15 protein-coding genes are annotated in these 22,473 nt (G+C 51.0%); 4 read left to right on the top strand and 11 right to left on the bottom strand.

Annotation, left to right across the window (positions count from 1 at the left end; translation table 11 throughout):
• The first annotated feature begins 525 nt into the window (after positions 1–525).
• Complete coding sequence (locus tag AC0YNU_RS25935) at positions 526–2,436, top strand: copper amine oxidase N-terminal domain-containing protein (RefSeq protein ID WP_475761664.1); 1,911 nt, start codon at positions 526–528, stop codon at positions 2,434–2,436.
• Positions 2,437–2,521: 85 nt separating this feature from the next.
• Here AC0YNU_RS25935 and AC0YNU_RS25930 read toward each other — a convergent pair whose 3' ends face one another.
• On the bottom strand, positions 2,522–3,979 hold the full coding sequence (locus AC0YNU_RS25930; RefSeq protein ID WP_475761662.1) for a DHA2 family efflux MFS transporter permease subunit: 1,458 nt from the start codon (positions 3,977–3,979) through the stop codon (positions 2,522–2,524).
• A 162-nt stretch (positions 3,980–4,141) separates the two neighbouring features.
• Between AC0YNU_RS25930 and AC0YNU_RS25925 the strand changes: the two genes are divergently transcribed.
• Positions 4,142–4,837, top strand: coding sequence for a TetR/AcrR family transcriptional regulator (locus tag AC0YNU_RS25925; protein ID WP_475761660.1), 696 nt, complete (start codon positions 4,142–4,144; stop codon positions 4,835–4,837).
• 75 nt (positions 4,838–4,912) lie between these two features.
• Here AC0YNU_RS25925 and AC0YNU_RS25920 read toward each other — a convergent pair whose 3' ends face one another.
• Positions 4,913–6,652 (bottom strand): ABC-F family ATP-binding cassette domain-containing protein, encoded by a 1,740-nt coding sequence (locus AC0YNU_RS25920; protein ID WP_475761658.1) that lies wholly within the window; start codon positions 6,650–6,652, stop codon positions 4,913–4,915.
• Between the two features lie 417 nt (positions 6,653–7,069).
• On the opposite strand from AC0YNU_RS25920, the gene AC0YNU_RS25915 reads away from it, so the two are divergent.
• Entirely contained in the window at positions 7,070–7,309 is a 240-nt protein-coding gene (locus AC0YNU_RS25915; protein ID WP_475761656.1) for a hypothetical protein, read from the top strand.
• Positions 7,310–7,467: 158 nt separating this feature from the next.
• On the opposite strand, the gene AC0YNU_RS25910 is transcribed toward AC0YNU_RS25915, so the two are convergent.
• The 7 genes from AC0YNU_RS25910 to AC0YNU_RS25880 all read right to left on the bottom strand — a co-directional run bounded on the left by AC0YNU_RS25910 (position 7,468) and on the right by AC0YNU_RS25880 (position 20,446).
• Positions 7,468–7,935, bottom strand: coding sequence for a phage tail protein (locus AC0YNU_RS25910; RefSeq protein ID WP_475761654.1), 468 nt, complete (start codon positions 7,933–7,935; stop codon positions 7,468–7,470).
• A 138-nt stretch (positions 7,936–8,073) separates the two neighbouring features.
• Positions 8,074–8,487, bottom strand: coding sequence for a DoxX family protein (locus AC0YNU_RS25905; protein WP_475761786.1), 414 nt, complete (start codon positions 8,485–8,487; stop codon positions 8,074–8,076).
• A 422-nt stretch (positions 8,488–8,909) separates the two neighbouring features.
• A complete protein-coding gene (locus tag AC0YNU_RS25900; protein ID WP_475761653.1) occupies positions 8,910–14,624 on the bottom strand; it encodes an InlB B-repeat-containing protein in 5,715 nt (1,904 codons plus the stop codon).
• Between the two features lie 206 nt (positions 14,625–14,830).
• Positions 14,831–17,929, bottom strand: coding sequence for a winged helix-turn-helix domain-containing protein (locus AC0YNU_RS25895; RefSeq protein WP_475761651.1), 3,099 nt, complete (start codon positions 17,927–17,929; stop codon positions 14,831–14,833).
• A 262-nt stretch (positions 17,930–18,191) separates the two neighbouring features.
• Positions 18,192–18,671 carry a 23S rRNA (pseudouridine(1915)-N(3))-methyltransferase RlmH gene (gene rlmH, locus AC0YNU_RS25890; protein ID WP_475761649.1) on the bottom strand — a complete coding sequence of 160 codons (480 nt, stop codon included), beginning with the start codon at positions 18,669–18,671 and terminating at the stop codon, positions 18,192–18,194.
• Between the two features lie 3 nt (positions 18,672–18,674).
• Positions 18,675–18,848 (bottom strand): CxxH/CxxC protein, encoded by a 174-nt coding sequence (locus AC0YNU_RS25885; protein WP_475761647.1) that lies wholly within the window; start codon positions 18,846–18,848, stop codon positions 18,675–18,677.
• Positions 18,849–19,003: 155 nt separating this feature from the next.
• Positions 19,004–20,446, bottom strand: coding sequence for a S1C family serine protease (locus tag AC0YNU_RS25880; protein ID WP_475761645.1), 1,443 nt, complete (start codon positions 20,444–20,446; stop codon positions 19,004–19,006).
• 230 nt (positions 20,447–20,676) lie between these two features.
• On the opposite strand from AC0YNU_RS25880, the gene AC0YNU_RS25875 reads away from it, so the two are divergent.
• Positions 20,677–20,898 (top strand): hypothetical protein, encoded by a 222-nt coding sequence (locus tag AC0YNU_RS25875; protein ID WP_475761643.1) that lies wholly within the window; start codon positions 20,677–20,679, stop codon positions 20,896–20,898.
• Here the strand turns inward: AC0YNU_RS25875 and AC0YNU_RS25870 are convergent.
• Complete coding sequence (locus tag AC0YNU_RS25870; protein ID WP_475761641.1) at positions 20,867–21,673, bottom strand: MBL fold metallo-hydrolase; 807 nt, start codon at positions 21,671–21,673, stop codon at positions 20,867–20,869. The genes AC0YNU_RS25875 and AC0YNU_RS25870 overlap by 32 nt on opposite strands.
• Positions 21,674–21,744: 71 nt before the next feature.
• Entirely contained in the window at positions 21,745–22,470 is a 726-nt protein-coding gene (yycI, locus tag AC0YNU_RS25865) for a two-component system regulatory protein YycI (protein ID WP_475761639.1), read from the bottom strand.
• Positions 22,471–22,473 lie beyond the last annotated feature (3 nt).

The raw sequence follows: 22,473 nt of genomic DNA, 5'->3' as shown, positions 1-22,473 counted from the left end.
TACAGTCGCATCAACTGGCATGACATGCGGAGAGTGGGGCACATCGGAAGGATACGGACCGTTGCACCAATCCTAATGGTATTCGCGGAAACGCAGAAGAATGCTTCGTGATCATGGATCTATAACCGTAGGTGTAGAAAAATCATGGGTTAGACTAGGGCGTGCGACGGGCAAAACAAAAAAAGCCCAAGAATGGATTCGTGTAAACGGAGGCCAGCACGACCATCCATTTTTTACAGTAAAATCCTTTTTGCGCTTCTCTCATCTTAGCATAATGGAACGCGGACAACTAGTGGCCTAACATGACTGGCCGAACGAAGAGAGCAAGGGGCGAGAGGCTTCGTCGTCATGATTGCCGCGATTACCGGTGAACTCCTCCAGTGGCTTAGAAATAAGGATTAGCAATGACATATCGCTTCTTTTGTGGTAGGGTCTTCCAAGAAAGAGGTCGCCGAATTTGACTAAGAATCATAATGCTTGTCACATGAACTCCTATATTCAAACTCGGAAGGAGCACACGCCTTTATGTTCAAACTTATTTCCAGTAAATTATTGCTCTCTGTGCTCGCGTTACTAATCGTGATATCATCGCAGCCTTTTGGCGAAGTTTACGCGGCGGACGAGAAGTCAGCCCTCTCGTCCGCCAACGATTTGAATCTGACGGTTAACGGTCACATCATAAAATTTCAGTTCGGGCAGCCGTTTACCGATCAAGGAAGAAGCCTCGTCCCGCTTCGCGACCTGCTTGTCGCGCTCGGCGTTCCGAACGATGATCAGCACATCGTCTGGGATGGGAAGTCGCAGAGCGTTACGGCGATCCTGGGAGATACGACGGTGCAGCTAGGTGTCGGGGACAAGTCAATTACAATGAATGGCAAACCGTATGCTGAATTAGAAGTGCCTGCCCGCAGCGTGGGAGGGCGCGTCTACCTTCCCGGTCGTGCCGTTGCCGAAGCTTTCGGGTATCGCGTCAATTACGATCCGGCTACCAACACGATACTCGTAACCAGCCCGCCGAACGATCAGTCAGCTCCGACGGAAGCAGAGGCAGCATATTCGCTGACCGACATGGGGTATCAGGACGTAAAGAGCGTGGTCTTGCACCCTGACTATACGTTTAAAGGATTCCGCCGGTATGACCTTGACCTCCACGCAGGCGGTTCACCAGTCGAAATCTATGTGACGGATGCGTTTCAGGATAGTTACGGCTACGGGTACGCGGTTCAAGAAATCGGACCGATGATGCTCGCTCTTGCCAAAGCCCGCCAATTAGAACCTTATGCGCAAGATAACCAATCTTTGAAAATATTCTTCTATTACAACGAGCCTTCAATTCCATTCGCGCTCTCAAGCGACGCCCAAACGGATTGGCAGTACAATAATCGGGGGTCAAGTGGCTTGGATGTCGAGATTCGCTTCAACGGTGGAGAACTGCAGTCCGATTTTCGCCCGCTCGTTATGCAGCAGTTGAGCTATTATTTTGATTATTACCGCTTTGATATCGCCGATCCGCACCAAGATAAGCGCAAGGCTTTCAATCAATACTGGGGGGCATCCGACAGGAAATGGATGATGGAAGGCGCGGCGGCTTACAGCAGCCAAATGGATTACGAGTATGATGCAGCGAAGGCGCCAACGCAGCTCCCTCCTCTCCGGCTGGCGAAAACCAAAGACGACGTAATACGAATGGTCAAAAACAATACCTGGCGGAGAACGATCGTCGATGCAGGCAATGCCGACTCCTTCGGCAAGATTCTCGAAATTTACCCGCCCAGCTTCGATGACTACAGAAGCATCCTTTACTCTCTTTACTGGTATTTGGCTTTTACATATGGCCAGGACCGCATCTATGCTTATGCCGATCAGGTCGCGCGGGATTACGCCGGTGGCCAAACCGTGACGGAAGATATGAAAAATCAATCCGCGATATCGGCGTTCGGCAAAACCGAGGCTGAAATCATTCGCGACTGGATGGCCTTCTTCGATAACTTCAATCCTTTACATGAAGTCACATCCGCAAGCATCGTTCTTGCCGCAGCAAAGGGCAGCCCTCTTCCCTACGGGTTGAGCTGGGAGTCGATCTCCAAACAGGATCCGCGCGTCTCGCTGCTTCTATTCTTGTCATCGGATGCGGAGTCGTCGGAGGAAATGATGGAATTCCTCAGGTACGCCCCCAAGACGTTCAAGCTTCATGCCGACGGCAAAGCAGAGGTGACCGTCAAAACCGATTCCGGCACAGGGTCGGATATGAAGGTGACCTTCAATATGGAAACGGGTTTGCAAGCCATCTATCTTTATGTCACTTCGGGGACGATCGAGGCAGGTGTCCCCTATGAGATCAATCCGGTAGACAACTTGGGCAGTTACGCCAAATCACTCCCAGTCGCGAGCGGCGTCAATGTTGTCTCGCAACAATCGCTGCCGCGCCAGGGATAGATAACGAATAAGAGCCGTCAAGGAGAGATTCCCCTCCCCTTGACGGCTCTTATGTTATGACGACCAGAACTGTTGACTAGATCACCTAATGGCCTGCGTCCATGACGACTGTCGGCTGGGTAGCTTGCGCCTTTGCCGGCCTTCTGAGCGTGAATGCGAGCAGCAAACCTGCCGCGGCGAGCGTGGCGATCAAGAGATACGCATTGTGGAAAGCGTGCGACATCGCGTCCGGAATCGGCTTCTCGCCTTGGCTCGTATAATGATTCGTACGGCTGACGAGCAGCGTCGTCAATCCCGCTATGGCGAACGATCCGAAGACCTGCTGGGCAGCGCTTGTCAGCGAAGTCACCTTGCCGACCAGCTCCTTGGGAGCCGTCTGGATCAAGTGCGTGTTCAAGGCGATAAAGGACATGCCCATTCCGAACCCGATCAACGCACGGGGAGCCAAGAACAACCACGGGCTGTCGCTCGGATCAATGAGCGAGAACAAGTAAGCGCCCACCGTAATTAAGATCAACCCGCCGACGACTAACGGACGCGCGCCGATTCGGTCGAACAACCGCCCGCTGAACGGCATCATGGTCGCGGAGGCCAACGCCTGCGGCAAGGTCCATAATCCGGCCTCGAACGCGCTCATTCCCATCAGCCGCTGCATGAAATACGGGATGGCGAAGATTAGCCCGAACATGGTGAATTGCATCACCCACTGCACAAGAATCCCGCGAGTAAATTGCATGGATCGGAATACCCGTAGCTCCAGCAACGGCTCTCTCTTCCGGCGAAGTTCGATGACAACGAACAAGATCATGGCAACGGCGCCTACGGTTAGACCGACGATCGTCTTCGCGGAAGACCATCCCTCTCCCGCTTCGCTTAACCCGTACGACAATCCGCCGAAGGCGAATGGCGCAAGCGCGATGCCTGCGTAATCGAGCGGCGCCGATGCTTTTTTCGGCAGATTCGGCAATGACAGGACGCTCATGACCACGCCGGCGATTCCGACCGGAATATTGATGAGGAAGATCCATTGCCAATTGACGTAGTCGACCAGATACCCGGATACGACCGGACCAAGCGCTGGCGCAAGCAGGACCGGCACGCCCATCATGCCCATAATTTTGCCCACCGACTCCGGAGGGCTGATCCGGTAGGTCATCGCGAACGCGATCGGCATGACCATCCCTCCGCCCAGGCCTTGCACGATGCGGAAGGCGATTAACTGCTCCGCCGTGCCCGCGAACGCGCAAAGAATCGAACCGACAGTGAACAAGATAATGGATACGATGAACGTCTGCTTCGCCCCGAAGCGGTCGGAGAACCATCCCGCCATCGGAATCACGACGGCTTGAGCCAACGAATACCCCGTGATCGTCCATTGAATGAGGCTTAATGAGCTGTGCAAATCATCCGCAAGCACCGGAATCGCAACATTGACCGCCGTCGTATCCAAGATCACCATGAACATCCCAACGACAATCGCGATCAGCGGAGCCAGAATCGAACGAACGGGCGTTGACCCGTTGGCTTGAACTTCAGTGGACATGTTAAACTCCCCCAAGCATAATCATTTTCTTGCCAATAAAATACCACATCCTTTTATACAAAGTAAACTAATTTAATAAAAATAGTTAAATTTATAAACAGTGTTTCTAATACCCGCGAGATGTTCTATACTAGGAGTTGGTCTTCCTGGAGGTGTTGCGATATGTCGGAAACCGACTGTGACCCGTTATTCGACAAACGGGAGAAGCTTGTGATGCGCTTGATGCCCTACGTTCAAAAGAACGGCTTAAGCTCGTTGAAAATGGACGATGCAGCCAAATATATGGATATCAGCAAACCGACGATGTATAAATATTTCGCGTCGAAAGCCGAGATCGCGGAGAGTCTCATCGATAAGTTTGTCTTATACGTGTCCCATCAAATGTTGTCGGAAGCCCCGCCCACGCTGTCGCCGGAGCAGCCGTCCGCCGAAGAGCTGAAGTTCTACGGCGACTCTTTCGCCCGAGCGTTCAAGCTCACGATTAAGATGTCGTTCTATTTGACCGACATCCTGCTTCAGGATCTGAGCGGGGCCTATCCCGATTTGTACGCCAAGCTTGCCGGGGCCGTTGAGCTATGCAAGAACAAGCTCGCCGACTACTTCGACAGCGGCATTGCGCTTGGCGTTTTCTATCCGATCAATGCACGACTTTACTTGACCCAAGTGGATCTCGTCTTCCGGAAGCTTTTGGACCCCAAGTGGCTCATGCTCCAGAACATGACGATGAAGCAGGCGTTGATGGACTTCTACAAGACGATGAAACACCAGGTTTTCTACGAGAAATGGTTGGATGAAGACGACTCCGCGATGGGCGCCTATTTCGATGCCTTGATCGCTGGAATGCGCGCGTACGAATAAGAAGAGCCCTCCTCGCTGCGCGAAGAAGGCTCTTCTTATCTTATCACTCGTTGATGCGGTAATCAGTGTGGTCCTTTAAAGCAACTTGATCAGCTCTTCCAGCTCTTCAACCAACCCTTTTGCAAGTTCAAAATTCGTATCTTTTAAAGCCAATTCGATTTTCATTTCAACCGCTCTTTTATTTTGTTCCTTTTCTAGATAGTCCCGATCAAAATGGCTCGCATAAATCATCTGCCTGAATTTTCGCATGCTCATTTTCCTCATCGTCTTATCGTCGATGATCAGCACATAATCCATGCCGTTTACGACGGAATAGAAATCATGAGAGATCATGAGAATCGCGCCTTTGTATTCTTCAATGGCTTTCTCCAGCGCGATTTGCGTATAGGTATCTAAATGGCTAGTCGGTTCATCAAGAAGCAATACGTTTGCTTTGCTGGCAGAAACTTTAGCGATTTGAAGCAAATTTTTCTCTCCGCCGGATAACGAGGCGATCCGTTGATCAACGATTTCTCCTTCAAAGCCATAGCTTGAAAGATACGATCGAACTTCATCGTACGTTTTAAAACCGGCATCGATGAATTCTTCTAGTATCGTATTCGAATCCTTTAGCACTTCGCCCTGATTCTGAGATAAATAAGCCACTTTTGCGTCCGCATGGATTTCAATGGAAGCATGGTTATTTTTGAAGATATCTCGGAGTAACGTCGTTTTCCCGGTACCGTTTGGACCAATAATGGCTACTTTATCGGTGGATTTTATCTCGAAGCTCACATTGTCCAAGAGCAACTCATCAAAGGCAACGCTATAACGATCGACATTTATAAGCGTGCTGTCTTCGATTTCATTATCCATTCCGAAACGGATCGTCGGCTGCTTGATAGCAACGAATGGCGCTTTAATTCTTCGCGCTTCCAATCGTTCTTGAAACCTGACACGAGCTTTTAACGCTCTCCCTCTGGATGCTTCCGAATTATAAGTTGCGATCGCTCTCAGATTGTTGATGATTTTCTCGTTTCTCTCGCTTTCTTCTTCCTCGGCGACCGCGAGCTCTTGCAACTCGATTTTCGTCTGAAGCAACGAGAAGTTATACTCCATATAGCACCCGTCAAACTCTTGGATTTCCGTGTTTTCAAGATGTAAAATCTTGTTGAAACAATGATTCAATAGATATCGGTTGTGCGTAACGACCAGCAAGGTTCCTTTGTGAGCATTGATAAGATTTTTAAGCGCATTCAGGTTTTCAAAGTCTAAAAATACATCCGGCTCATCCATAATCAAGACGTCCGGACTGCCAAGCATTTCCTTCATCACTTGAATAAGCTTGAATTCCCCGCCGCTCAGGTCGGATACCTTCTGATCTTTTAGCTTCATGAGGTTGGCTAGATTTAGCTTCTTGTTCATGTTGCTTTCAAAATCATCCCCGCCGATTGCGTCGAATGCGTCTAAAGCGATTTGATACTGTTCTAACAACGGTTCAATATCCGATGAGGTTTCCATTTCCGTACAAACCGATGTGATTTCATTTTGTATTTTAATGAATTCTTCCGCTATATATTCAACAACCGTTGTTTCTTTCGTTTTATCCAGCTGCGAGAATTGGCTTACATGCCCGATTTTGCAACTCGGATCTATTTCTAACTTACCCTCGAACAGATATCTTTCCGGGTCCATCAGGATGTCTATCAATGTGCTTTTGCCATTGCCGCTTGTTCCTATAAACGCGCAATGCTGCGCCTCTTCAAGCGTAAATGAAATATTTTTATAAAGTTCTTTTTGCGGAAACGAGAAGGATAATTGATCCACTTTTATCATCGTATGACCTTTCTTTATAACTAAAATGGTGACTCTTAGTAGATGTATCGCAAAACATAGAGTTTGGTTTGCCGTTGTTAGAGTAACACTGTTTGCAGCCAACTACAATCGGATTTGTATCCCATCCCTCGGGGGCAACGTCATAGGCTCTCGACTGACATCATTAACGGTCCATGCAAATGGCCTACTTTCTTTTACCGAGTTCCCTGTTGAATGAACCGGCACGATATCTTACTCCCCGAATCGCGTCCCGTCAAGAGATAATGTGCGATTGAGCGACAGAGTGGAGAGTCCCCCCTTAAGCTATCTAAATACGCATGAATTTCCGAGTATGCAGGACCATTTGGGTTTTTTCAATTCATCCGGTGTCACGTAAAATATTCTTCAGACGAGGAGCGATAGGGAAGGAGATTCGGCATGCACAGCGTGGACAAAATCAGATTTTTGCTTCTGTACGGCGAAGCGCCCGAGGCAGCTTGTTACGGGTACGTGGAGCGGAATCGGGATGGCGATATGATCGCTCTCTACAATAGTTACGGCGAGGAAATCGATATGTTTGGCGGACATGAATTCGTCAAGGTACGGGCGCTTGGCAAATTCGACGATGAAGACCGCGATAATTTTTACTCTTTGTTGGAAAGCGATGGCGTCGGATAACCTGCCACCCGTTTGATTACCTTTCAATTCGCCCAACTTACGGTACGCCTCAGCCTAACGGTCATATCGGCGAAAAAATGGCGGCCTTATGGCCGCCAGCGTTATGATTAAATTTTTCTTGCTGCAAGGCCATTCTTCGTCTCGACGGCTGGATTTCTTCAATATTGTCCCTTAATTACGAAGAACGTACCTCGGATGGTCCCTGCAAGTTTAGACTTCTGTCTGGCAAATTTGAATTTCTTCTCTTCCAGCTCCTTTGGCACCTCCATCCCCTCAGATAGCTTAAACCCTACGGCCCGCTTCTTAGGATCATCAACCGTATACAGGACGTTGACCCCTAGACCATCCTCATAAAAGACGAAGGTCCAGTCTATATTCTCCACTTGAAGACGCGCCGTTTGCAATGGCTTGGCTTCGAACTCAATACCACGTTCTTCTTTCAAAATGCGATTCACATAATCCAGAGTCTCCTTGCTTTCGCTAGCTGGTACAACCGTAAATTCATGCTTGTATTTGTTCATGAAGTAACGAGCTTCATTCGCGCGTAAACCTGCAAGTGCATCTGCTACAGGGGAAGACGTTAAACCAACCGTAGACACATTTTTGAAATCAACCGTATAAGACATTTCACTCTCTCCTTTGGCGATCTTCATCTTCATCAAACTTAATAGGGATTATTCTTCCAAAATTTTCTCAAGCGTGCCGCACATTCATAACACGCCCAAGAACCGGCAACTTGTCTTGTAACATTAACGCCTTGTCCGTTAAAGTTTGCGGTTCTTCGGACGCGATGCCCACGAGACGATCGTCAGGACTGCAAAACCAATGGTGGTGAGCATATGGTACGCATACGCCCCATAGTCCTCCGCGAATGCATGCGATGCGGCAGCGCCACTCATTTCGAAGAAAATACCGGCGTATGCCCATTCTTTAATCCGCGGAAAACCCGGTACGAGAATGGCGATTGCCCCAAGTACCTTCCAAATCCCGATCACGGTCAGAAAATACGACGGATACCCTAGTATGTCCTCCGTCTCGAGCGTCCCCCATTGATGGGTGATATCCCCGATTCCACCGCTCCCCACCACAAAGGCAAGCACCGCCGTCGCAACCCAATAAGCAATCGCTTTTCCCCGAGGGAGTGTTTCTACGCCCACGGTTTGTTCCGTACCCGTCATTTTGTAGTTTTCTGAGGTTTCGATAGCGTAGTTAGCCATTTTATTTCCTCCTTGAGGATTTATTTCTTACAAGATTGAGTCTATTTATTAAATGTATCAAAAAATGATACTTTTTATCGAGTTAAGAAAACAGAACAAGTCAACAGCCATATTTTATGGATGGTTATTCAAACCGCTGCTGGAGAAAATCATGCAATACCAAATCGGAACACATTGTCGACTTTGATACACAAAAATCCCCCTAGAGCCTATCTCTAGAGGGATAAACATATTTCTATAGCAGCTTTCATTACTTTTGAAGGCTTCGCGCGCTCGTGCGCGGCCTGATACTCGCCGTATGCGACCGGCATCTAGAGACGACGCGGCACCTAAACGGCAAGCTGACGTTGTCTGGGTGCCTTACGTATAAAATCACTTTAAACTCAGCCTAGCTCCGGCATCATGAACTGGGCATTATCATTACCGCTCTGAATCGTCTCGCTCAAGTCACTGGACTGAACGTTGGACACTTGGACGCTTACATAGACGCCTGGCTCAACGCTTGCCAAGCTGTCGACCTCAAGCATAACCTCATTCTCATGACCAACGCCTCCCCAAGTCACGGAATGAACCATCACCGGTTGGATGAACATGCCGTTCTGGATTAACACCACGTAGTTCCCATTCTCAGCCGACAATTGATTGACGGCCTTGTTAAACGTTACTTTCAGCATACTAGCGGATGAGCCGGATGCTTCGCCAACATACGCCACACCGGAAACGGAGATAGGCAGCGTGCTTGTATTAATCGTATAGCTTAGCGTCAACACGTCGCTAGCCTGTGCGCCGGCTTTGAAGGCAACGGCTTTGATGGTCATATTGTCTACTAAGTAAATCGGCGAACCGTCACTATACGTAAAGCTATTCAAATCGGTGATATCCTCTGTCGGCATGCTGCCGTTCGAGGTGTAGCGAATGGTCGCGCCGCTCTCTGCGCTCAGATGGACGTAAGTTCCGTAGGGTACCTCTCCGCTCGACACATCAACCGTTGGCGTCTTCGCCTTCAATACGCCAAGCTCCCACTGCGCAGTAAAGGTGATATCGTGTGCCGGCATTGTAGCTGGCTTGGCGGCAGGTAACCAACCCTTGAGCAGGTAGCCTGTCCGCACCACTGCTGGCGTAGTTACACCGGACATGGATGCTCCATACGCAACATCGGTAATCGTTCCTCCTGTCCCTCCATTAGCATCGTACGTCACCTTGTAGGTGTTTCGTTTGTAATACAGCTTTAGTTGCAGCGGGCTACTATCCGAAACTAGGCCAGATGACACGGTCCCGGGCACGCTGCTGTCGTAAGTAAAGCCTTCATAGCTCTTAGGAGTTGCTATGACCACTTCATTAGCCGTAGAACCGAGCGTTTCCGTTTCAATTATGGTATAGGCGCCACTTAAATCTTGCTTAATATGGGTCACCGCATATGGAGTTGCCCACTTGGCCGTGAATGACAAATTACTGGCAGGCATGAATTCGGGAACTTCTGGTGTCCATCCGTCCAATATAGCCGTTCCATTCGTCACCTCGCTTGCGCCTAAGGCATTCGTACGGGCTCCATATTGAACTTCTTCAACGTACGGCTCGGATCCGCTATAGATCGTGCTGCCTCCGTTTGGATTATAGGTAACTTGATACTGGTTGCGCGTGTAGTACAGCCTTAGAACCGTATTCCCATCTCCGTCAATTGTGCTGGATCGAAGTGTGCCAGGATTGCGGTTGTCGAAGGTAAATCCTTCATACGCCTTAGGAGCTGCTGCAATCGTCGCGGTATCCGTTGTACCTCTCAGCGTTTCTTCTTCTACAACAGAGTATCCAGGGATATGTGAACGATCCATTTTAATGTTCTGTTGCAGATGGACTACTTTATAAGTCGTATCGGTTCTTGCCTTCCACATCGCTGTATACGTTGTTCCTTGAATCGGAACTGTGTTCGGAACGGCTGGCGACCATCCGGTGAACGTATAGCCTGGTCTTGACAATACGGGTGTCTGTTTCGAGATATCTTTACCGACATACTCCGTTAGCGTAGTCCCGGCAGACGGATCCCCGTAGCCTAATTTAAACGTCAACGTACTCGTCTTGGGCTGATAATTGAACTTAACGACGGTCTTGCCATTTCCGTTAATACGCACTCTTACAGGAGTACCCGCTAAATAACCTTGATCTGCGTATTTGTCTGAGGTTAGGGTGAACTCGTTATCTGTTTTGCCTTGAAAGTTCTCTGTGGCCGCAAGCTTATACGACCCGATGTTAGGATCAAACAGATAATGTTCAACTTTATACGGCGTATCTATTCTCGCTTGCCAGTGCGCGTATATCGTTTGGGTACTAGCCGGCATCTTCTCGGGAATCGTTACCTTCGTCCCGCCTTCCAATTCCGTATACCAACCCAAGAAATCATATCCCGGACGTACGAAAGTCGGAATGGTGAATTTCTCGTTATATTTCGCAAGAATGACTTGAAGGGGGTCGCCATTAACCGGATTGATCCATTGGGCCACTTCTCCTGAATATTTCGCATAGTACAAGGTGAATGTACGCTTAATCGGAGAGGAAGTGAATGCCAACGGCACATTCTTCCAGGTGATCGTCAGGTTTCCGACGCTCCCTGCTTTACTCTGATCTTTAACTTTAATAGACTTAGAGACAGGATCATACACAAAATCGGGATTATCGACCTCGACCGTAAAATTCGATTGATCAAATAACGTTTCACTCGTATCTCCTGTTTTCATATCCATCACGTTCATCGTGAAATATTTATCCGGCACTAGGGCAGAGTAGGTTTGATTGACGAGTTTAAACCCAAGCTTATCCTCCTGCGGATATACAAAGTCGTAGACATTATCTTGTGCCCCAACCGTATAAAGCGGCCATTCTTTCTCATAGATAGGGACTGTGCCTGTGAGCCAACCATTACCTACCTGCGCTACGAATGCGGAATCCAAGTAAAACCCCATCTCCATAAACAAGGCTCCAAGTGACTTGGCTTGCTTGCCGTTGGCCGAATTCGTCAGTTGGTAGTAGAAATATCCCCACAGCTTCAAGTAAGGACCCGCCTCTACTGTGAACCCGATACTGTCCAGATCGACGCTTAATATACCTGCCTTAAGCTCTACTTGAATTCCCGCTCGCAACCCTAGCGTACCCAAGACATAGAGCTTAAACTGATAATCCCCATCGCCTGACAAGCTTACGGTGTCGCTGCTGCCTGAAGCGCTTAGAACGCGCACCGTGACCGAGTAACGCTTCGCGCTCTTATAATTGAGATCAATACCCACAGTCAGATTCGGATTTAAACTGATGACGAAGTTGACCCCGAATTCAATCTCAATGATACCCAGGCATACTCTTTGGCTTACTTTAAGGAGTTCTTGGCTTAATAACGGTACCCATTCCGTCTCCTCCTCCAGTATGCTTTGATACTTGCTTCTCAACGTATCGGCGTTTACCGTGCCTGTATCACCCACGCCGTCCAGCAGTGCTTGAATTTCACTCGCGATGTTTTCCACATTGTCGGCTTTACTCCAGTCGGCTAACTTTTCCTTCTCGATCGTGCCGATCTCAGCAGTTACCGTGATTCCTGTATACGTATAGGCATCCAAGTTAGCGGTTATCGCGTAGTCCCTTATGACAGGGATGAACCAATACCACTCGATTTGGGTATCCCCGTTTACGCCGAGTTCGAAGCGCATTTCTTCGACAAACGTGCTTGTCAAATGGATAATGATATTATTAGGATCGCCATCGTCCGTATGAATGACAATATCGCACTGAACCTGGAGATTAACGCTTGCGCCCGTGTACCCCGGAAAATGCTGCAGTGTCTTGCTCACGGAAGGAACGACGGTCAGATTCTCCACGCTAACTTGTACACCCTCGTCCGCCGCAGCCGCTAATGCGCTCACTCCGTAATTCTGTTTGAACGTATCGGTTTGCAGGGCCACCGCCGACAGATAATTAGCCGCTTCTTGCACGAATCCGCTCTTTACCGCTTCCCGCTTGATTTGCCCTTCCAGAGCAGCGACATCCGCATCTGACAATAACTCATCGTCATCGATTTGTCGTTTTTGATAGAAATCGAGCGCGTTCGTTATTTGCTTCGATGTTACATCCGTATAGGCGATGACATCCATTCCTCCATCATGAGAGATGGACGTAATTCGGGCGTATCCTGCGGTAGTAGATTCGCTGCCGAATTCACCATTATAGAAGGCGATAAAGTCGCCGTCATGCACAACCGTAAGCTCACTCAAACCTAAAGGTGCAAACTTACTATCCTTGAAGTTCATCGTTTCATGATTGACCGTAATGGAATGATTTGTCTGGTCCCCGTCCGTATCCGCCGCCATGCTAACCGGTAGAACGTTGGGCTTCGCTAACACATCCTCGGCATTGGCATTGGTATAGGTGTAGGTGCTGCCGCTTATCGCGGTAATCTGTACATAGGCTATATCGCCGTTATCAGCATCGCTTGTATCCGCCGTACGCTGATCCGGCCGAATTCCCTCATAGATGGCGACGGTATCGCCAACTTGAATGCTCGTACCTCCATTGTATGTAAAGGTTCCGCTCGTGACATCGGCAGCGTCTAAAGCTGTACCACTGTCTCCTAAGCTCGCAGATAGTACAGAGATCGAAACAGAAGCAACCTGCGTACCATTGCGAGTCATATTTGATACGTCCGCGAACGGTACATAGATCATGCTGGCATTAAGCGGTACGTTTACGACTTCTTGCTTTGCAATACTAAAAATAAAGATCGTGGTTGTTTGGTCTTGTCCTGCAAAAGAAAGGTTGGTGTCCGTCAACGTTACTCGGTAAGTATTACCCTCTTCAAACGCCCCGCCTTTAGCAGCTACGGTAAAATGACTATCGGAGCCCGTTACCTCCATACCGGCAAACTGAGGGTCAGCTAGAGATTCAACCTGCATTCCCGATTTCACTTGAGCTGTCGTCATGCTGCCGGTAGCATCGATGACTTCGATCGTGAAGTTCGGTGCTTGATCAAGTGCCGTAATACTAGGAATACGTTGTACAGCATCGTCGGCGCTTTCAATATATTTGGCATACAGCGTCAAGTTGCCGGTCACCGCATCATCATTAAGCACTACTTCTGTAAGATGACTATCTTTATACCAGCCTTGAAAAATAAACCCTGACTTGAACGGCACCGGAAGATCATTCAGCGGTTTACCCTGTTGTCGCTTAAGGCTAGCAATCGCCGAGCCGCCATTGGTCTCGAACGTAATGGTATACGTTCTAATGGAATTACCGCTCGAGCCACTGTCTCCTGTCGTTGGCGTCGTTGGCGTCGATGGCGCCGATGGCTCGGTAGTTGTATTCGTTAGATCTGGGTTTGCCCCCGCCTTCACAACCTCGTTGCTGCGCATACAGAACGTGGCTGCTTCAGCGCGTGTTGCACTGGCGCGTGGTTTGTAATTACCGTTGGCATCTCCAGTAAGCAACCCTGCCTGCCACAGCTTGACGATCGCATCGACCGCCCAGGGAGAAATATCGGATAAGTCATTTGGTTTAGTGGTTAGGCCGGCGTTCGTCTGGTAGGGGATGTTGTACACTTCAAAAAACCTCAAAGTAAATGTCGCCATCTGCTCTCTGGTTATCGCCGTGTCAGGCGAAAAAATATGGTCACCGACACCACTTGTAATGCCTTTGTCGACGGCCCATTGCACATATGGCGCATACCAAGCAGCCGTTTGCACATCTGTAAATGAATCAGCTGTATATTGACTGGCATCAACTCCCGCCATACGCCCAAGCACAGTGACATACATCGCACGAGTCATTGTACCGCCGGGCGAGAAGCTTTTGTTACCTGTGCCGCCGAATAATCCATTTTGCTCGGCATACGTAACAGCACGATAGAACCAGTCCGTTGGTTTAACGTCGGCAAAAGGAGCCGGAGCTGCTTGCTCTTCATCCGAACCGTTCCCGGCGGCTACCGCTATGTCCTGCGACTGGTCTTGCCAATTGATGCTCGAAGGCAATCGGGCAGTTTGAGATTCAGCAGCGAAGATGTCAGCTGGAACTAAGGATACGAGAATAACGAATGATAGCAATAAACTGATTAACCGTTTATACAAAGTGTATTCCTCCTACGATTTTCATCAAAATCAACGATTACTCGTCAATTTCCGAGCCATTTACCTCACCGTAACGCAGCCAGTCTAAACAAATCCTCAACAAGCCGCGGTTTATGAAGAATCTCGTCGATTTTTCAAATCAAAAAGGGAGCATCCCTCCGTCATCTTCGATGACCGAGGAATGCTCCCTTCTTGGAACAAATGTATTAATTCATACGCAAATGGCTCCTACCTTCGAAATCCAGCAACCTCCTGACCCATTCTTTCGGCTCAATCCTGAATTCAGTCAGCAGCATCATTCTTAGTACCTCATATTGCTTGAACGCCGAAATGCGATCATCCGCCAACACGAAAACGCGAATGAGCAATTCATGGATGGACTCGTTCAGCGGATCGTGCGCAAGCGCCTTCCCCAGCAGTTCAGCAGCGGCATCATATTGCCCCAGCTCCTTCTCTCGTTCATGAAGGCGAAGCAGCAACGCGACGTATTCGCTTTCCAGGCGAACTCGCATCGGCAATGCCCATTCATATGAAGTGCCTGCCAAATACCCGTCGCCATAGCATTGAACAGCCTCACCGGCATAGTCATGTAACATGATGTGATCGAGCTTCGCACCGCTTAATAGCAAGCGATTCCACTCGTCAAGATCACAATCCAATTGGCTCCAATCAACACGGTAACCGCCCTCCACATGCTGAAGAACATCATCAAATCCGATTTGGCTTAAAGCCTTTCGCAAGTAGTAAGTCGTTGTATGAAACTGGGCCCCTGCACGATCAGCCTCCACCTCTCCCCACAAAGAGTCGAGAATGCGGTCTCTGCTCACCGCCTCGCCGCGGTGGTGAACAAGAAATGCCATCAACTCCTCGGATTTGGATGTCCGCCACTTAATCGCAGCGCCCTTCTCCGACACTACGCTGAGCCGCCCAAAACATCGGATTTGCATTCTCGGGAGCTCGTAATACCCATCGAACGCTTGCAGGATGAAGCGCGCATAATTCGCCTCATCCGTCGATCCAACTCCCTTGTTTTCATTAGACCGCACATACGCAGACAACAGCTCCGATATCACCGAGCCTTCGTCCACGAAGCTGCGGATGAATCCTTGTGGTTTAGCAAGACGCAAAGCGGTAGCCAGCTTAACAAGCGCCTGCTCGGCCTGGCCGCCGCGGTACAACGCCGTACTTTGCAAGATCAGAACCTGAATGCTATCGCGCAAACGCTCTTCCTTGCTCAATAGATGATACAGCCGCTCTGCAAGAGTCAACGCCGGTTCGAATTGCCCACAGGCAGCCAGCACGCGAACAAGCGCCAACTGCTCGGAAGCTTTGTCCAGCGTCGCCTCATCCAAATGCGACATTCCACATTGCTCCATCCACCGCCGGGCAGACTCCATATCGCCTTGACGCATGGCCAAGCTTGCCTGCTCCGCTTCTATTTTACGCATGAATATATCATAGTCAGGTGAATCAATCTTCAGCTTGAGCTGTTCGAGCAACATCGTTGCTTCCAAGGGGTTCCCCTTTGCTTGCTGAATTCTCGAAGCCGCTAAGTAAAGTTGATACCGATTGCGAGGAACCGGCGCGAATCTAACTGCATGCATAATGCCATCTATCCATTCCTGCGCTTCCTCCAGCCGATTCCACTCGTACAATACCTTGGCATAGGAAGCGTACATTGGCGTTGCATACGGATGGTTCACGCGATCCCGCCAATACGCGATCATCCTCATGAAAAATTGTGCTGCACCATGATAATCGTTAATGTAACTTAGATGATCATCAAACTCTTCGACCGAATAGTGCTTATTGTTGCCGCCTTGTATAAACAAACTTTGCTCGGGTGCATATGCATCCCCGCGGATAAAATAATCACCCGTACCGGAAAGGTCTCGATTCAAATAGGCTGCAACACTGCAAATATAGTAGATGTCTCCCATCGTCAAGCGCCACACGTCAGCGTCCAAGCCATCCTTCATCGCTTCGAAACGGATTCGAAGCCGCTTCGCTCGATCCGGAATGTTACGAAACTGCCGAATGCCGACCATCACTAGCAAATAGAACAGCTCGACATGCGGCCTGCTCGCTACATAGGACTCAGGCACTTGCATCACCCAACGGGCAACGGTGGTGTTCTTACCCCCTATAAGTTCGTATAGATGTGCTTCAATCAGCCGAACGACATCCTCATACTGCCGTCCCGCCAAATAATGCTCGGCCGCTTCTACGATAAACCCGTTATGCTCGAACCATTGCGCGGCACGCGTATGGACCTGAACCCACAGCTCAGGGGATGTTCGAGCAAGCATCGACTGTAGGAAATCAGACAACAGATGGTGATAACGATACCAGTTGCGTTGATCGTCCAGCGGAAGGATGAATAGCTGATGCTGTTCCAGCTGCTCGAGCTGCTGCTGACCTCTCGCTTGACCGGTTACCGCCTCGCACAATGCATAATTCATCTGGCTTAATACGGAAGTTTGCATCAAAAAATCGCGCATTGCCTCCGGCAGATCGCGAATAACTTCCTCAAGTAAGTAATCAGATATGTGCTGCTGATGGCCGCTGAATTGACGAATCGATTCTGTTATATCTCCGCTTCGTTTCAGTGAGATTGCCGCAAGCCGCAGGCCGCAAATCCATCCCTCCGTTTGATCATACAGCATATGGAGCTGCTCCGCCGATAGTTGCAACTGCGTTGTCTCGCGGAAAAACTCGTTAGCTTCATCTAGTCGGAACCGCAATTGCTCGATCGTAATTCGTCGCATCTCACCTTTCGCGAACAATCTTGCTGTCGGAAAGGGAAGGTCGTTGCGGCTTGCAATATATAAATGAATATGGTTTGGGAGATGCTCCAGTAAGTAACTCACTGACTTCTGGATTGCTGGCATCGTCGCCAGATGATAATCGTCGAACATGACGACCAGCTCGCTCGGCAGTTTACTTAACTCATTTAACAGCGCAGTCATCGCCGGCTCCATCGATGCTGAAGAGGCAGATGGCCCCTCCGCCAGCAGTGGCACGACGGTTTGGCCAAAGGCCTCGACATGATTCCGAATCGAAGCGATGACCATGTTCCAGAAGGTGATCCAATCATCGTCCTGCCTGCTCATCGACACCCATGCGACGAGCTTGCCGCATTGTTTGGCCCATTCGCTTAGCGCCGTTGTTTTCCCATAACCAGATGGGGCAAATAAGAGTGTCAGCTTCGCGTCCATGCCCTCATCAAGCAGAGTAAGCAGCTCCGTACGAGCAACCAAGGTATGCCGTTCATAGGGGATGAGTATCTTTGTTGCGGCAATCATCCAAAGCCCTCCATCATACAGAAAATCAGTAATTAGGAGTAGCTTCGACATTCTATTGGTAAATTCCTGTGCATTAGACTTTGCTTCAATCTATAATAATCAGACCACTGTAAACGCTGGAAACAATCCCGACCAAAGAAGCGTCAAGGGCATTGAATTTGTCTTTGACGCTTTAATTAACGATGACTTTGTGCTTACTTATGGTTCAGTCAGTTTACTGAAAACGAGTCTATCGGTGAAAATAAGCTAAAGCGCTTTGAATTCATTTATGGTACGGTTCCCCCCGGTTAATCTTCACCGCCCGGTACACCTGCTCCAGCAGCACGAGCCGCATCAGCTGGTGCGGCAAGGTCATGCGCCCGAAGCTGAGCTTCTGCTGGGCGCGCTTCAGCACGGCGGGCGCGAGACCGGTGCTCCCGCCAATGACAAAAGCCACGTGGCTCCGCCCATACGTGGCTAACGAATCGAGCTGGCCGGCGAGGTCCTCGCTCGACCAGAGCTCCCCGTCCAACGCCAGCGCGACGACATGCGCGTCCGGCTTGATCTGCGCGAGCAGCCGCTCGCCCTCGCGCTCGCGGACTTGGGCCTCCTCGGCGGCGCTCATCGTCTCGGGCGCCCGCTCGTCGGCGACCTCCGTGAGCGTGAGCCTCACGTAGGGACCAAGTCGCTTCGCGTATTCGGCGATCCCGAGCACCAGGTATTTCTCCTTCAGCTTCCCGACCGCGGCGATTTGAATATGCATCCGCTACACCACCAAATATTCCGCTATATGATCGCACTGCCCCATCTCGCAGGTTGCCGGCGCTTCCCACTCGGCGAACTTCGTCTTCACGAGATCCACGATATCCGGTGCGTCCTCGTACTCGTCCACGAACTTATCGATGGCCAATTCCACATGCTCTTTACATACACAATACATGAAAAGGTTTCCTCCAGCTTCCACTCTGATCTGCATTTGCACTTCGTCTAGCCGTTAACCGCTACTGCCCATTTTACGCGAAAAAATCAGCCCGTCAAACGCAGGTCCCGCTTCCGGGCGCTGCACGAGCTGATCCGCCTGCATGATGATAGTCCTTAGTCTTCCGTCTTCTCCTCCAGCTTAAACGTAGTCGTTTGCTTCTGCCCGTCGCGGTAGAAGGTGACCTTGATGTCGTCGCCGATTTTCTTCTTGCCGTACAGGTACTGGCGCAGATCCATCGTGCTGGTAATCGACTGATTGTCCAGCTTCACGATGACGTCGTTGAACGCCAGTCCCGCTACCTGAGCCGGCCCAACGGCCTGAAGCACGATAACGCCATCCTGCACATCGGCTGGAAGCTTCAGATCGCTTCGCGGCACGACAATGGTATCGTCGTCTCCCGCGCCAGGCAGCGTACCGTCTTCGCCCGCTTCAGGCGCTTTCGCCCCCGGACCTTCCGTTGCTGCGCCGCCGTCATCATTGCCTTTCGAGCCACTGCTGCCGCTACCATCGCTGCTGCCCTCGCTACCGCCATCCGGAGTACTGCCGACGCTATCATCCTCGGCTGCGGACTGCTGGGCGAAATACTGCGCCAAATCCATCGTATACACACCTAGGTACGGTCGTTTCACTTTGCCGTATTCCAGCAAGCTCTTCACGATCGGAAGCGCTTCGTGAGACGGAATCGCGAACCCGACGCCCTCAACGCCGTAATCCGCGATCTTCATGCTGTTGATGCCGACGACATTGCCGTCGAGGTCGATCAAGGGGCCGCCGCTGTTGCCCTGGTTAATCGAAGCGTCGATCTGGATGACTTCCTGCTGCCAGTCGTAGTTGCCGTCCTGGCTGAGCGACACCGGAATGATCCGTTTCGTCTTGCTGACGATCCCCATGGACAGCGAGTCGCTTAAGCCTAATGGATTGCCGATGGCCATGACCCATTGCCCCGCGCGCAGATCGTCGGATTCCCCGAAGGACGCCACCGTATCGATGCCGCGGTCATCGATCTCCAGCACCGCAAGATCGGTAATCTCATCCTTGCCGATGATTTTGGCATCGCGCGTGTCCCCGTTGCTGAGCACGGCTTTCACGGCCACCGCGTCCGCGATGACGTGATTGTTCGTCAGAATATGCGCCTTGCCTTTGACTTTCTCGAAAATAAACCCGGATCCCAGGGCGGCCTGCTCCAGCCCCGACCCATCCCCGGACCCCGGCGCCGCGCCCTCGGGCAAGGCCTGCTCGTTGATAATGCTCACGACAGCGGGCCGTACCTTGGCCGCGGCGGAGATGGTTTTCTCCAGCGGATTGTTATCGTTCAAGCCTACCTTCGTCACGCCGGCCACCGCGCTGACCGGGTTGTCGCTGTGATCGAATCCGGTGAAGAGCGCGAATACGATTACCACCGCAACCGCGCTGATGACCGATGAGGTCATCGCCACCTTCAGCGGCGTCCAGCGAATTCTGCGGCGCTTGAACGAGGCGTCCTTCTGTGCCTGGAACGTGACGCGCGCCCGCCGCGATATCCGCGTCGAGTAAAAATCATCATCGAATAAGCTCATCTATAATCGCTCCTCTCGACGCCCGGGGGACATCAAGATCATTATTTTACGAATCTAGGAATGATATCGGTAGATTGGACTACAATGGTAATAGACAGGATGAACCGTTAGCGGAGGTAATTGCCGCTCGGATCATCCGATAGGAAGAACCGCTAGTGGGGAATCTCACCACTCGAATCTTCCCACAGGATGAACCGCTTAACTCTCTCACCCCAAAGGAGGACTACCCTATGGCCCACAAAGCCGCTATCGCGCTGGAACAGCTCAATCTCGCCGCCAAGCTGGCCGATTTGAAGGAAGACCATTACCGCACGCTGCTGACGATCAGTGCCGTCACGGAGCTGCTCATCGACAAAGGCATCATCGCCCCGGACGAGCTGGAACGGAAGATCCAATCGCTCGACTCCGAACTGGACGAGCTTATTTCCGCCTCACTTCATCCCATGCCGTAGGCCGGTCATGGTACGTTTCCCGCAGCGGATGCTCATCCCGTTTGAAGAAGAAGCCATTGCTCTCTAGTACTTCATTCACCGTCATGCGCGCCAAATCTATCAAATTGTGGTCCAGGCTCAAGTGAGCCAAATAGACCCGCTTCGTCCGGTCCGTCATCAGCTGGCAGAGCGCTTCCCCCGCCGCCTCATTCGACAAATGCCCGACATCGCTCAAGATGCGCCGCTTGATGTTCCATGGGTAGCGCCCCATGCGCAGCATGTTCACGTCATGATTCGACTCTAGCACGAGTACGTCGGAATCTTCTATCATCAGCCGCACTTTATCGCTCACGTACCCGAGATCGGTCGCGAGGCTCAGCTTCAGCCCATCTTCCTCGAACACATAACCGACCGGCTCGGCCGCATCATGCGAGATCGCATACGACGTTGCCCGAAGCATGCCGAAGTCCAAGCTCTCCCCCGTCTCGAAGACGACGCGCAGCTCGCTGCCGAGCTGGCCGACATGCCGCTCCAGCGCACCCCAGGTGGCCTCGTTGGCATAGATCGGGACGTTGAATTTTCGGGCAAAAGCACCCAATCCCTTAATATGATCGGAATGCTCGTGCGTCACTACGATTGCATCGATCTCATGGCCGGAGACGCCCTGTTCCCGCATCAGCTCATCGAGCCGCTTGGCACTCAAGCCCGCATCGACCAGCACCGTGGCGTCCTGCCCCTTCACGACCGTCGCATTCCCCGTCGAACCGCTTCCCAGTACCGTAAATCGCATTCCCATGCTCCCCAAACCTGTCCTTTCCCACTGCCGCCCGCCGGCCCATGCCCGCGAGCAGCCTCCCCTAAATCCGCTTATTCCGTTACGACTTCCCCGCTGATGGCATTCATGTAATACTGTCCGCCATCCTCCAGCAGCACGCGCCACGTCGGCGCCGAAACCTGGATATCCGAGTTGAAAATCTGCCCGTGATAGCCCAGCTTGATTTCTTTGATCACCGCGCCGTTATGCATCAAATTCTTGTTCTCGATCAAGCTCGCGACCACCTTCGTCGCCGGCAGCACCGACTGCGGCGCCGCTTTCCCCGAAGGCAGCAGCTCGATGAGATCCTGCTTGTAGGCGACGATTTTCAAATTGCTGTAGAAGAGCTCCAGCTTCGCGTCGAACATCGGACGGCCATCGACCATCCGATAGAAGACGAACTCGCTGTCGCGGTCCTCGCCGAACGTATATTGATCCAAGTCCGGAATGATGCCCCCCAGACTCGCCTGAAATTCTTTCTTGTCCGTATAGACCACTTTGCTGTCCACCGGCTTCGCGAGCTCATGCCGCACGCCCTGCCCCAGCTTCGTCTGGACGCGGAAGGTCAGATCTTTCAGCTCCGGCGTCTCCGACGGGATGCTCGTCCCGATCTTGATTCGCTTCTCTTTCATGATCTGCTGCGTTTCCGGCCGCAAATCGCTCACGTCCGCGCTCGAGTTCAGCCCCTCCCGGATATTGGACCAGAGCTGGTAGCCAAGCACGAGATTCAGCAGCAAGAACGCGATGATCAGCACACTCTTCGCCCTGCCCCAGTCCATTCC

Source organism: Paenibacillus sp. J31P316 (assembly GCF_056269105.1).
Note: the sequence above shows the minus strand (reverse complement) of the source record. Positions and strands in the feature narration are given on the sequence as shown.